This is a genomic window from Streptomyces sp. CS113 (genome assembly GCF_002188365.1).
In the GTDB taxonomy this organism is placed as follows: domain Bacteria; phylum Actinomycetota; class Actinomycetes; order Streptomycetales; family Streptomycetaceae; genus Streptomyces; species Streptomyces tendae.
Map to the genome: position 1 here is coordinate 6,595,181 of NZ_KZ195574.1, position 12,348 is coordinate 6,607,528.

The following is a 12,348-nucleotide window of genomic DNA, read 5'->3' on the forward strand; positions in this document are numbered from 1 at the left end:
GCGCACGGCGGCGTACGCCGTCGGCCGTACGGGGCGGGGGCGGCGGCCGAGCGGCGTACGGGGCGGGGGCGGCGGCCGAGCGGCGTCCGGGGTGCCGCGGGCGGCCCGCGGGCGGGAGAGGTAGCCGCCAGTTCAGCTTCCGTTCAGGCACCGGCGGGATCCCCGTTCAGGCGCGGGCGGAACCGTGACGCCGGATCGAGGTCCGCCACCCTCCACGGCTCGCCCACCGTCACAGGAGACACCATGTCGCTCACCCGCAGGGACTTCGCCAGCCGCTCCGCGCTCACCGGCGCCGGGGTCGTGCTGGCGGGCAGCGTCGGCGCCCTCGCCACCGCCCCCAACGCCCTCGCGTCCACGGACACCGACAGCGTGGGGGAGGAGCACGGACGCGGCCACGACCACGATCACGGTCCCCACCACGGCGGGGTCGGCTACGGGCCGCTGCTCCCCGACCCGGACGGCATCCTCGCCCTGCCCGCCGGCTTCCGGTACGAGATCATCACCTACTCCGGCCGTACCAAGCTGGAGTCCGGCGAGTACACCCCGTCCAACCACGACGGCACCGCCGCCTTCGACGGCCCGCGCGGCACCACCCTCCTCGTCAACAACCACGAACTCGGCGGCCACCGCGACGACTGGCCGCACCCCGTCCCGCTCACCGAGGGCCTCGTCTACGACCCGGCCGCCGCCGGCGGCTGCACCGTCGTCGAGGTCCGCCGCGGCGGCCACGTCGCCGAGTGGGTGGGCATCGCCGGCACCGCCACCAACTGCGCGGGCGGCAGCACCCCGTGGGGCACCTGGCTGACCTGCGAGGAGACCGAGGACAAGGCCGGCGAGGAGGGGATGACCAAGGACCACGGCTACGTCTTCGAGGTCGACCCCGAGGACCGCCGCGCCAACCGCGACCCCCAGCCGATCAAGGCGCTCGGCCGCTACGCCCACGAGGCCGTCGTCATCGACCCCAGGCGCGGCCACGCCTACCTCACCGAGGACGCCTCCGGCCCCAACGGCCTGCTCTACCGCTGGACCCCGCCGGAGCACTTCCGGCACGGCCGCGGCCGGCTGCGCACCCTCGCCGACGACGCCGGGGTCCTCCAGGCCTTCAAGTGCTTCGACTCCGGCGGCAAGTTCGTCGACGACCTCTCCCGCGCCACGAAGACCGGCACCGTCTACGGCGTCGACTGGGTCGACGTCCCCGACCGCGACGCGAAGACCACCTCCGTGCGCAAGCAGTTCGCCGCCGGTGAGGTCACCCGCGCGCGCAAGCTGGAGGGCATGTGGTGGGCCGACGGCGGCGCCTACATCGTCTCCTCCTTCGCCCGTGACGAGAGCCCCGGCCGCCCGCACGACGGCCAGGTCTGGTTCTACGACCCCAAGCGCCGCACCCTGACGCTGAAGGTCCTGCTCGGCGTCAACCCCGACCCGTCCGCCGACGGCGCCTTCGACGGCCCCGACAACATCACCGTCTCCCCGTACGGCGGCCTGGTCATCGCCGAGGACGGCGACGGCGTCCAGCACCTGTTCGGCGCCACCGACAGCGGCCGCACCTACCCCATCGCCCGCAACGAACTGAACCTGGGCACCGAGGACGACCCCGAGTACAGCGAGTTCACCGGAGTCACCTTCTCGCCCGACGGCCGGACCCTCTACGCCAACATCCAGACGCCGGGCATCATGCTGGCGATCACGGGGCCGTGGAAGCGCCAGAAGCGCCGGTAATTAATTCGGTCGCCCGAGCGACGGCCGCCCTTTTAGAGTGATGAACGTCCAGGTGCGAAGGCAGGACCTACTTCCACTCTTAATGGGGCGGTCACGGGTTCGAGTCCCGTCACCGGCACAACACGCCGGTGTAGCTCAGGGGTTAGAGCACCTTGTCGGTTCCGCCGACCTGAACTCTGGACACCTACAACTTCACGCACCTCCCGGTGCGCGGGCCGCGGCTACTTCTTCTGCAAAAAGAATCCCATGCCGCTGCCCACTTGATCTCGGGAGGCCCAGCAGTCGAAGGGTGCCCGGTGCGCAGGCAGCGGATACTTCCTTTGATCGGACGGTTGCGGGTTCGAATCCCGTCATCGACTTCGGGTCGGTGTAGCTCAATTCGGCAGAGCATCCGCACAGTCCCGTCGCCGATTCCGACCTCGGGCACCCTTCTGCTGCCGTGTCTCCCTCCGGAAATGTTCGAGATTTCGAGCTTTCGAGAATTCGGGGGAATTCACCATGGCGCGATTCAACACCAGGACCGCGAAGGCGCAGCCCACCTCGCGCGTGACGTCGACGGGGCGCGTGCTGCGCACCTACGAGGGCGGCCGGGGCAGCGAGCGCGACGCGCGCTCCGAGCTCTTCCTGCTCGCGGTGGCCAACTTCGTCTCCCAGCAGACCTTCTACGAGTCCGGCGCCGCCCGCGACGACCGCTTCGCCACGCTGGTGCGCGAACTCGCCCTCTCCGACCCGTCCTGGACGGCCGGCCTGCTGGGCTGGCTGCGCGGCGAGGGCAACCTGCGCACCGCCTCGATCGTCGGCGCCGCCGAGTACGTCAAGGCCCGCCTCGACTTCGGCGTCACCGACGGACCGTCCAACCGGCAGGTGATCGCCTCCGTCCTGCGGCGGCCCGACGAGCCCGGTGAGCTGCTCGCCTACTGGACCGCGACCTACGGCCGCGCCGTGCCGAAGCCGGTCAAGCGGGGGATCGCCGACGCCGTGCGGCGGCTCTACCACGGCACGTCGCTGCTGAAGTACGACACCGCGTCCAAGGGGTACCGCTTCGGCGACATCCTCAACCTGGTCCACGCGGCGCCCGACCCGGACAAGCCGTGGCAGGGCGCGCTGTTCCAGTACGCCCTCGACCGCCGGCACAACCCGGACACTGCGGTGCCGCCCGCCTCGAACCGCGTCCTGACCGCGCACCGCGAGCTGATGGCGCTGCCCGTCCCCGAGCGGCGAGCGGTCCTCACGGCATCCGACGGTGCCGAGCGGCTCGCGGCGGCGGGCATCACGTGGGAGATGCTGGCCGGCTGGCTCCAGGGGCCGATGGACAAGGCCGCCTGGGAAGCGGTGATCCCGTCCATGGGCGTCATGGCGCTCCTGCGCAACCTGCGGAACTTCGACGAGGCCGGTGTCTCGGACGAGGTCGCCGCCCGGGTCGCGGCGCGGATCAGCGACCCGGCCGAGGTGGCGCGCTCGCGGCAGTTCCCCTTCCGCTACCTCGCCGCGTACCGGCACGCACCGTCGCTGCGCTGGTCGTACCCCCTGGAGCGGGCGCTCGGCCACTCGCTGGCCAACGTGCCCGCGCTGGGCGGCCGCACGCTGGTCCTCGTGGACCGGTCGGGCTCGATGTTCTTCTCGCGGATGTCGGACCGCTCCGAGCTGACCCGGGCCGACGCGGCGGCGGTCTTCGGCACGGCGCTGGCGCTGCGGGCCGCCGACGCGGACCTGGTCGAGTTCGGTTCGTCGAGCGACCGCGTGACGTACCGCAAGGGCGAGTCGGTGCTGAAGGTCCTGGAGCGTTTCGGCGACCTCGGTGGCACCGACACCACCGAGGCGGTGCGGCGCCACTACAAGAAGCACGACCGGGTGCTGATCGTCACCGACGAGCAGTACGCGTACAGCCGGCACGGCGACCCGACCGAGCAGGTTCCGGCGCACGTGCCCGTCTACACCTGGAACCTCGCCGGGTACCGGGCGGGCCACGGTCCGTCGGGCCGGGCGAACCGGCACACCTTCGGCGGGCTCTCCGACGCGGCGTTCCGCATGGTGCCGCTGCTCGAGGCGGGCCGGGACGCCGACTGGCCCTGGGACGCCCGAGACGAGCACGCGCGGTAGGGTGCCCGGAAGGTTGCCCGCTGTGCAGGGAGGGGCTGTGGCGCAGGTCAGGCCCATGCGGGCGGATGCACGTCGGAATCGTGAGCGGTTGCTGGCGGTGGCGGCGGACGCGTTCGCCGAGCACGGAGAGGGCGCCGCCCTGGACGACATCGCCCGGCGTGCCGGGGTCGGCGTCGGCACCCTCTACCGGCACTTCCCGACGCGGCAGGCGCTGCTGGAGGCCGCCTACCTGGAGCGGCTGGAGGCGATCGCGGCCCGCGCCGACGTGATCGCGGCCGCCCGGCCGCCCGGGGCGGCGCTCGTGGCGTGGCTCGACGAGCTGGCCGTCGGCATGCTCCAGGTGCGCGGGCTGAAGGCGCTGCTCGGTACGGCCGTCACCGGCGGCGTGCCCGCGTGCGGCGACTGTGTGCGCGGTGCGGCGACCCGGCTGGTGCGGGCCGCGCAGGGGGCCGGTGCGCTGCGGGGGGACGTGGAGCCGGTCGAGGTGCTGCGGCTGGTGCACGGCGTGGTGACGGCGGCCGAGGCGGCCGACGAGGTGGACGGCACGGCCGTACGGCGGTACCTGTCGCTGCTCATGGAGGGGCTGGGGCAGGGGCAGGGACCGGGACCGGTCTAGGGGCGCCCGCGGCCGGGCGCCCCCAGGTCTCCCGCGGTCGCCTACAGCGCCTGCGCGGCCGGCTTCACCATGCCGCGGACCGTGCGGGACTTGACGAAGTCCCCCATGGCGGTCATCTCCCACTCGCCGGAGTACTGGCGGATCAGCTTCGCCATCATCACGCCGGTCTGCGGCTCGGCGCTGGTGAGGTCGAAGCGGACCAGCTCCTCGCCGCTCGCGGCGTCGATGAGGCGGCAGTACGCCTTGGCGACCTCGGTGAACTTCTGGCCCGAGAAGGAGTTCACCGTGAAGACCAGGCCGCTGACCTCCTGCGGCAGCCGGCCCAGGTCCACGACGATCACCTCGTCGTCGCCGCCGCCCTCGCCGGTGAGGTTGTCGCCGGAGTGCTTGATGGCGCCGTTCACGATCGAGAGCTTGCCGAAGTAGCAGCTGTCGATGTGGTTGCGCTGCGGACCGTAGGCGATGACGGACGCGTCCAGGTCGATGTCCTTGCCGCGGTACGCCGGCTCCCAGCCGAGGCCCATCTTGACCTGGGAGAGCACCGGCCGGCCGCCCTTGACCAGGGAGACGGTCTGGTTCTTCTGGAGGCTGACCCGGCCCTTGTCGAGGTTGATCTTGCCGGTGCCCGGGGCGGGGGCCGGCGGTGCGGCGGGCGGGGCGGGCGGAGCGGCGGGCATCGTGGGCGCGGCCGCGGGGGGCGGCGGCGTGACCGCCTGGGGCTGCGGCGGGGTCGCCGGGGCGGCCGGTTCCTCCACCGTGACGCCGAAGTCCGTGGCGATGCCGGCCAGCCCGTTGGAGTAGCCCTGGCCGACCGCGCGGGCCTTCCAGGCGCCGTTGCGCAGGTAGACCTCGACGATCACGAGGGCGGTCTCGGCGCCGAGCTGCGGGGGTGTGAAGCTGGCGAGCACGGAGTTGTCGTCCGCGTTGCGGATGGTGGCGGTCGGTTCGATGCCCTGGAAGGTCTGGCCGGCGGCGTCCGGGCTGGCGGTGACGACGATCTTCTCGATGCCCGGCGGGACGGCGGCGGTGTCCACCACGATCGCGTCCGGGGCGCTGCCGCCGCCGGAGCGGTAGGTCACGCCCTGCCCGGTGGGCTGGTTGTAGAAGATGAAGTCGTCGTCGGAGCGCACCTTGCCGTCGGCGGTGAGCAGCAGGCCCGATACGTCGAGCCGCACGGGCGCGGCGACGTCCACCGTCACGCGGGCGGCGGAGAGGGGGATGTTCGAGCCGGGGGTCATAGCTGTCATGCCGGGTGAACGAGCGAGGGCGTTTTACCGTTCCCTTACCCGGGGGCCAATCGGGTCGGGGGCGCGTTGCGCCAGGTCAGCGGCGGTTTCGGGGGTGGTTGCGGGCCGTGCGTTCGTTGCCGTGCTTGTAGTTGCCGGTCCAGCGGGCCATGACCAGCTGGGGGTCGCCCGCGGTGACCTCTTCGAGGAAGCGGGCGGCTCGGGAGCCGTTGAGGGTGGTGGCGGGGTGGTTGTGGTGGGTGATGTGGACGGTGCCGGATGCGGTGGCGGTGTAGGCGAAGCCGTTCGGTTTGGGCATGCGGGGGAGCGTACGGGGGGTGGGGGCGGCGTCCCCATGGGTTTTCGCCCCCGCCGCCCCTTCCCTTCCCGTCCCTGGGGGCTGCCGCCCCCAGACCCCCGCCTTTCGGCCTGGACGGCCTCGTCCTCAAACGCCGGACGGGCTAGATGGTCACGGCACGACCACGATCTTGCGGCCCACGCCCGCCGCGAACTGCTCCAGGGCCTGGGGGTAGCGGGCCAGTTCGATGCGGTCGCTGATGAAGACGTCCGGGTCGAGGACGCCGTTCGCGAACAGTTCCGCCGCGCGTTCGTAGCTGTGCAGGACGGCCATCGAACCCGTGATGGTGATCTCCTGGTTGTAGATGCGGTACGGGTCGATCTGGACGCGGGTCGCGTAGTCGGCGACGCCGAACTGGAGGAAGGTGCCGGCCTTGGCGACGCGGTCGAGGCCGTCCTGGATCGCCGCCGCATTGCCCGTGGCGTCGATGACCAGGTCCCAGCCCTGGGGCCGGTCCAGCTCGTCCGGGGTCGCGGCCGAGGCCGAGACGCCGAGGCCGCGGGCCGTTTCCAGGCGGGCCGGGTTGAGATCGACCATGTCGACGCTGGCCGCGCCGGTGCGCTTGGCCAGCTCCAGCATCATCAGGCCCATCGTGCCGGAGCCGTAGATCAGGACGTGGGCACCGAGGCGGGACTGGAGGACGTCGTAGCCGCGGACGGCGCAGGAGAGCGGTTCGATCAGAGCCGCGTCCTGGGTGCGGACGTGCTCGGGGAGCTTCACGCAGTTCGCGACCGGCGCCACCGCGTACTGGGCCGCGCCGCCCGCCGTCGTCACGCCGATGGCCGCCCAGCGCTCGCAGAGGTTGTTGTGGCCGGTGCGGCAGTAGCGGCACTCGTAGCAGTAGAGGGAGGGGTCGACGGCCACCTGGTCGCCGACCGCCACCTCCGTGACCTGGGCGCCGACGCCGACCACCGCGCCCGCGAACTCGTGGCCCGGCACGATGGGGAGCTTGGGCGCGAACTCGCCCTGGAGGATGTGCAGGTCGGTGCCGCACAGGCCGCAGGCGGCGACCTCGACGACGACCTCGCGCGGCCCTGGCGTCGGGTCGGGGACCTCGGTGACGACGGCGCGGCCCACGGACTCGATGACGGCGGCCTTCATTTCACGGCTCCCAACGACAGGCCCTGGACCAGTTTGTCCTGGGCGGCGAACCCCGCGGCGAGCACCGGCAGGGAGATGACGAGCGACGCGGCGCACACCTTGGCCAGGAAGAGGCCCTGGCTGGTGATGAAGCCGGTCAGGAAGACGGGGGCGGTCTCGGCGACCACACCCGTCAGGACCCGGGCGAAGAGCAACTCGTTCCAGCTGAAGATGAAGCAGATCAGGGACGTCGCGGCGATGCCGGGCAGGGCGATGGGGGCCACCACCCGGACCAGGATGGTGGGCAGTTTCGCGCCGTCCACCCGGGCGGCCTCGATGATCGCGACCGGGACCTCGGCCAGGAAGGACTGCATCATCCAGACCGCGATCGGCAGGTTCATCGAGGTGTAGAGGATGACCAGCAGCCAGATGTTGTCCAGCATGTCGGTGTTCTTGGCGAACAGGTAGATCGGCAGCAGGCCCGCCACCACCGGCAGCATCTTGGTGGACAGGAAGAAGAACAGGACGTCCGTCCACTTCTTCACCGGGCGGATGGACAGCGCGTAGGCGGCGGGCAGGGCCAGGACCAGGACGAAGAGGGTCGAGGCGATCGACGCCACCGCCGAGTTGACCAGGGCGGGCCAGGGGCTGGCGCCGCCGCCCGCGCCGAAGAACTCGCGGTAGCCGTCCAGCGTCAGCGACGCCGCGAAGGAGGGCGGGTTGGTGGCGGCGTCCGACTCCGAGTGGAAGGAGGTCAGCGCCATCCAGGCGATGGGCAGGAAGAACACGATGCCGACCAGCCAGGCCACCAGGCCCAGGCCGGCCCCGGCCCTGCGGCGGGTGCGTACGGGCGGCTTGGCGTCGGTGACGACGGGGCGTACGGCGGTGGCGCTCATGCGCGGCCGACCTCCTCGCGGAACAGGGACGACACCACGCGCAGCGCGAAGGTGGCGATGATGATCGAGCCGATGACGACCAGGACGCCCGCGGCCGAGGCGAGGCCGTTCTCGTGGGCCTGGTAGAAGCTCTGGTAGACGGTGTAGGGCAGGTTGGCGGTGCCCAGGCCGCCGGACGTGATCGTGAAGACCGCGTCGAAGTTCTGGACGATGTAGATCGAGCCGAGCAGGGCGCCGAGTTCGAGGTAGCGGCGCAGGTGGGGCAGGGTGAGGTGGACGAAGATCTGCCAGTCGCCCGCGCCGTCCACCCGGGCGGCCTCGATCTGCTGCTGGTCCCGGCTCTGTAGTCCGGCCAGCAGGATGAGCATCATGAACGGCGTCCACTGCCACACCAGTGAGGCCTCGACCGCGAGCAGCGGGGTGTTGGAGATCCAGTCCGGCTGGGGTCCGCCGACGTAGTGCAGCAGACCGTTGAGCAGGCCGTACTCGGGGTTGTAGAGGACGTGCTTCCACAGCAGGGCGGCCGCCACCGGGACCACCAGGAACGGGGCGATCAGGAGGGTGCGGACCACACCGCGGCCCTTGAACCTACGGTCCAGGAGCAGGGCGAGGGCCAGGCCGAGGACCAGGCTGACCAGGACGACCGCCACGGTGAGCAGGATCGTCGTCCACACCGACTTGCGCAGGGCCGGGTCGCTGAGGACGTCGCCGTAGTTGGCGAAGCCGGTGAAGCTGCGGGCGTCCGGGTAGAGGGCGTTCCAGTCGAAGAAGGAGATCACCAGGGTCGCCACGAAGGGCAGCTGGGTGACCACGATCATGAAGATCAGGGCGGGCAGGAGCGGGGCGCGGGTGGCCCAGGCGCGCAGCCGGTTGGACGGCGGGCGGACGGTGGGGCGGGTGTTCTCGGGTGCGGCCGAGGGGGCCGTGGTCGTGGCGGTCATCGTCCCTCGTACTCCTCGGAGATCTGCTCGGCGAGCTGCTGGGACTTCTTCAGGGCCTCCTCGACGGACTGGCGTCCGGCGATGGCCGCGCTGATCTCCTGCGAGACCTTGGTGCCGAGGTCGGTGAACTCGGGGATGCCGACGAACTGGATGCCGGGCGCGGGCCGGGGCTGCACGCCGGGGTCCTTGGGCTTGGCGCCCTCGATGGCCTTCCTGGTCATCTCCTGGAAGGCGGCGGCCTCCTTGACGTAGGCCGGGTTCTGGTACGTCGAGGCGCGCTTGCCGGCCGGGATGTTGGACCAGCCGATCTCGTCGCCGACCAGCTGCTCGTACTCCTTGCTGGACGCCCAGGAGACGAACTTCCAGGCCTTGTCGGCGTTGCGCGAGGCCTTCTGGATGCCCCAGGCCCAGGTGTAGAGCCAGCCGGAGGAGTCCGTCTTCTCCACCGGGGCGGGCGCGTAGCCGACCTTGCCCTTGACGGGGGACTTGGCGGCGTCCAGGGAGCCGGCCGCGGAGGTGGCGTCGTACCACATGGCGACCTTGCCCTGCGTCATGTTGTTCAGGCACTCGGCGAAGCCGGACTGGGCGGCGCCGGACTCGCCGTGCTCGCGGACCAGGTCGACGTAGAACTTCGTCGCCTTCTCCCACTCGGGGGAGTCGAGCCGGGCCTGCCAGTCCTGGTCGAACCAGGTGCCGCCGAAGGTGTTCACGACCGTCGTCAGGGGTGCCATCAGCTCCCCCCAGCCGGGCAGCCCGCGCAGGCAGATGCCCTTCATGCCGGGCTCGGACCCGTCGAGCTTCTCGGCGAAGGAGGCCACCTGGGTCCAGGTGGGGTGCTCGGGCATGGTCAGGCCCGCCTTGGCGAACAGGTCCTTGCGGTACATCAGGAAGGAGGACTCGCCGTAGAAGGGCTGTCCGTAGAGCTTGCCGTCGTCGGCGGTGAGGGACTCGCGCATCGGGCCGAGGATGTCCTGCTCGTCGTAGGCCGGGTCCCCGGCGACGTAGGAGTCCATCTCGTGCAGCCAGTCGTTGCGGGCGTAGATCGGTATCTCGTAGTTGGAGAGGGTGGCGGCGTCGTACTGGCCGGCCTGGTTGGCGAAGTCCTGGCTGATCTTGTCCCGGACGTCGTTCTCCGGCAGGACGGTGAAGTTCACCTTGATGCCGGTCTCTTTGGTGAAGTGGTCGGCGGTGAGCTTCTGCAACTCGACCATCTGCGGGTTGTTGACCATGAGGACGTTGATGGCGTTGCCGCCGGATCCGGCGCCGCCCGCCCCGACCCAGCAGCCGGTGAGCAGCGGGGCGAGTAGCGTCCCTGCGGCGGCCATGGCGAGTGTGGCTCGCGGCCTCCGTCGGCTCTGGGTTCGCATGGATCGCTCCTGAACGTATGGGGAGGTATGGGGAGGTAAGAGACAGTGGAAGGTGTGGGTGTGCTGTCCGGGGACGGGAGGTGAGGGGTTGTCAGACGCGGATGACCTGGGGGCCGAGCAGGGCGTAGCGGTGGGCCTCGGCCGAGGGCAGCAGCGTGCTGGTGACGATGGCCTCCAGGGCGCCGATCTCGGCGAACCGGCAGAAGCTCACCGCCCCGAACTTGGTGTGCGCGCCGGCGAACACCGTGCGGCGGGCGGCCCGCACGGCCTGCGCCTTGACCTCGCTGACCGCGGGGTCGGGGGTGGTGAGACCGTGCTCGCGGGAGATGCCGTTGGCGCCGATGTACGCCAGGTCGATGACGAAGCCGGCCAGCATCTTCGTCGTCCAGTGGTCGACGGTGGCCAGGGTGCCCGAGCGGACGCGGCCGCCGAGCAGCAGGACGGAGGTGTCGCCGGCCTCGGCCAGCGCGCCCGCGACCGGGAGGGACGCGGTGACCACGGTCAGCGGCCGGTCCCGGGGGAGTGCCTCGGCGATGAGCTGGGGGGTGAAGCCCTCGTCGACGAAGACCGTCTCGGCGTCACCGAGCAGTTCGACGGCCGCGGCCGCGATCCGGCGCTTCTCGGGCACGTGGCTGGTGGCGCGGAAGGCGAGCGTGGTCTCGAACCCGGCGCTCTCCACCGGGTAGGCGCCGCCGTGGGTGCGGCGGACCAGTCCGTGGTCCTCCAGGGCGCGCAGGTCCCGCCGTACGGTCTCCTTGGCGACGCCCAGTTCGGTGGCGAGCGCGGTGACGTCGACCGAGCCGGTGGCGCGGGCGACCCGCACGATCTCGTGCCGGCGTTCTTCCGTCGTCCGTGTCTGCGTGCTCATGCCGAACACCTGCCTCACCGCCTCGTCGCCGTGTGGTTGCCCGTTCGGGCCCGCGTGGCCCTTGGGGGAAGTTCTACAGCGGTCGTGCGGCACTGACCAGGCCTGTTGCGGACCCGATACTGCCCGGGTGTGCCCGTTTGCGGTGCCGGGTGCCCGTCTCGGACCTGGGGCGCAGTGCGGGGCGGGGTGGGAACGGGCAGGGCGGATGCCCGCATGCCGAAGCGGACGGGCCCGTTCGGTGCCCGTCCGCTTCCCCGGGGGGTCTCGCGTGGTCGTCTTCCGGTCAGTACGGCCAGATCGGCGGGTCGGTCACGAAGTGGCCGCCGAGACGGGCGTGCGCCGGGTCGCCCGGGTCGAGGTCGCCCTGCTCGGCGACGAGCTTGTCGGCGTACGGCTCGGAGTCGTCCTGGGGTTCGTAACCGAGCGCCCGCGCGGAGGTCAGGTCCCACCACAGGCGGGTGTTGGCGGAGGAGCCGTGGACGACGGTGTGCCCGACGCCCTCGGCGGTGAGCGCGGCGTGGAAGAGGCGGGCGCCGTCCGCGGGACTCATCCACACCGAGAGCATGCGCACGCTGGTCGGCTCGGGGAAGCAGGAGCCGATGCGGACGGAGACGGTCTCGATGCCGTGCTTGTCCCAGTAGAGCTGCGCGAGGTCCTCGCCGAAGCACTTGGACAGGCCGTAGAAGGTGTCGGGGCGGCGCGGTGTCCCGACGGGGATGAGGGGGTCGTCGCCCTGCGGGCGCGGGGTGTAGCCGACGGCGTGGTTGGAGGAGGCGAAGACGATGCGGCCGACGCCCTCCTCGCGGGCTGCCTCGTACAGGTTGTACGTGCCCTCGATGTTGGCCTTCAGGATCTTCTCGAAAGGGGCTTCCAGGGAGATGCCCGCGAGGTGGATGATCGCGTCGACGCCCCGGACCGCCTCGCGCAGGGCGTCCCGGTCGGCGAGGTCGGCGGTGATCGCGTCCGGCTCGCCCTCGATCGGGCGCAGGTCGAGCAGGCGCAGCCGGTAGCCGTGGCCGGGGAGCAGTTCCCGCATCAGGGTGCCGAGGCCGCCGGCGGCGCCGGTGAGCAGAACGGTGCGGGGAGCGGGCATCCTCGGGACTCCTAGATCGGTCTGTGGAAGCGGCAGGCGTGCGCAGGCGTGCCGGTGTGTGCCTCACGTTCAGATGTGTGGACA

11 protein-coding genes are annotated in these 12,348 nt (G+C 71.4%); 3 read left to right on the plus strand and 8 right to left on the minus strand.

What is annotated here, in order from left to right; translation table 11 throughout:
* The first annotated feature begins 243 nt into the window (after positions 1-243).
* The 3 genes from B9W62_RS29590 (at position 244) to B9W62_RS29600 (ending at position 4,435) form a co-directional block, all read left to right on the plus strand.
* A complete protein-coding gene (locus B9W62_RS29590; RefSeq protein WP_087810011.1) occupies positions 244-1,719 on the plus strand; it encodes a PhoX family protein in 1,476 nt (491 codons plus the stop codon).
* 498 nt (positions 1,720-2,217) lie between these two features.
* A complete protein-coding gene (locus B9W62_RS29595) occupies positions 2,218-3,819 on the plus strand; it encodes a TROVE domain-containing protein (RefSeq protein ID WP_087810012.1) in 1,602 nt (533 codons plus the stop codon).
* 37 nt (positions 3,820-3,856) lie between these two features.
* Entirely contained in the window at positions 3,857-4,435 is a 579-nt protein-coding gene (locus B9W62_RS29600; protein ID WP_179235732.1) for a TetR/AcrR family transcriptional regulator, read from the plus strand.
* Between the two features lie 41 nt (positions 4,436-4,476).
* Here the strand turns inward: B9W62_RS29600 and B9W62_RS29605 are convergent, their stop codons facing one another.
* From B9W62_RS29605 to B9W62_RS29640, 8 genes are all read right to left on the minus strand, one after another.
* Positions 4,477-5,673 carry a TerD family protein gene (locus B9W62_RS29605; RefSeq protein WP_087810014.1) on the minus strand — a complete coding sequence of 399 codons (1,197 nt, stop codon included), beginning with the start codon at positions 5,671-5,673 and terminating at the stop codon, positions 4,477-4,479.
* Positions 5,674-5,758: 85 nt separating this feature from the next.
* Positions 5,759-5,980 (minus strand): hypothetical protein, encoded by a 222-nt coding sequence (locus B9W62_RS29610; RefSeq protein WP_087810015.1) that lies wholly within the window; start codon positions 5,978-5,980, stop codon positions 5,759-5,761.
* 150 nt (positions 5,981-6,130) lie between these two features.
* On the minus strand, positions 6,131-7,120 hold the full coding sequence (locus B9W62_RS29615; protein WP_003976918.1) for a zinc-dependent alcohol dehydrogenase family protein: 990 nt from the start codon (positions 7,118-7,120) through the stop codon (positions 6,131-6,133).
* Positions 7,117-7,995 carry a carbohydrate ABC transporter permease gene (locus B9W62_RS29620; protein ID WP_011028038.1) on the minus strand — a complete coding sequence of 293 codons (879 nt, stop codon included), beginning with the start codon at positions 7,993-7,995 and terminating at the stop codon, positions 7,117-7,119. Before B9W62_RS29620 ends, B9W62_RS29615 begins: the two co-directional genes overlap by 4 nt.
* Entirely contained in the window at positions 7,992-8,936 is a 945-nt protein-coding gene (locus B9W62_RS29625) for a carbohydrate ABC transporter permease (RefSeq protein WP_087810016.1), read from the minus strand. The genes B9W62_RS29620 and B9W62_RS29625 overlap by 4 nt, the downstream gene beginning before the upstream one ends.
* On the minus strand, positions 8,933-10,303 hold the full coding sequence (locus tag B9W62_RS29630; RefSeq protein ID WP_087810017.1) for an ABC transporter substrate-binding protein: 1,371 nt from the start codon (positions 10,301-10,303) through the stop codon (positions 8,933-8,935). Before B9W62_RS29630 ends, B9W62_RS29625 begins: the two co-directional genes overlap by 4 nt.
* 91 nt (positions 10,304-10,394) lie before the next feature.
* Positions 10,395-11,171: a DeoR/GlpR family DNA-binding transcription regulator gene (locus B9W62_RS29635; RefSeq protein ID WP_087812163.1), complete on the minus strand. Its 777-nt coding sequence runs from the start codon at positions 11,169-11,171 to the stop codon at positions 10,395-10,397.
* 283 nt (positions 11,172-11,454) lie between these two features.
* Positions 11,455-12,264 (minus strand): NAD-dependent epimerase/dehydratase family protein, encoded by an 810-nt coding sequence (locus B9W62_RS29640; protein ID WP_087810018.1) that lies wholly within the window; start codon positions 12,262-12,264, stop codon positions 11,455-11,457.
* Between the last annotated feature and the right edge of the window lie 84 nt (positions 12,265-12,348).